This window comes from Shewanella electrica (assembly GCF_022321485.1).
Classification (GTDB): Bacteria; Pseudomonadota; Gammaproteobacteria; order Enterobacterales; family Shewanellaceae; genus Shewanella; species Shewanella electrica.
This window is the reverse complement of record NZ_JAKOGG010000466.1, coordinates 1-257: the sequence shown is the minus strand read 5'-3', so window position 1 is coordinate 257 and position 257 is coordinate 1. Positions and strand designations below refer to the sequence as shown.

Here is a 257-nt window from a genome sequence, read left to right as displayed (position 1 = left end):
AAGTGTTGCAGATCTGATGCAGATCTTTTCATGCTATGGTCACGTGGAAAGTGCTCGTATTTTGTCAGACAAGGAATGTGCTTTTGTCAACTTTTCCCATGTTGATTCTGCTGTGGCAGCCAAGAATGATCTTGAAACACGTCTTGATAGCAAATTGCAAGGTGCTACTGTACGTGTTGGTTATGGCAAAGCCGATGTCACTCAAGCCATGGCAAATACTACTGAGGCTGGTCCCAATGCTCAAGGTCCCACACGCG

1 protein-coding gene is annotated in these 257 nt (G+C 45.9%); it reads left to right on the top strand.

The genetic code is table 11. The features are described 5' to 3' along the window. Positions 1-16: 16 nt before the first annotated feature. Positions 17-257 (top strand): RNA recognition motif domain-containing protein (locus tag L9G74_RS24400; RefSeq protein WP_238898745.1); only part of this gene is annotated, 241 nt, incomplete at its 3' end.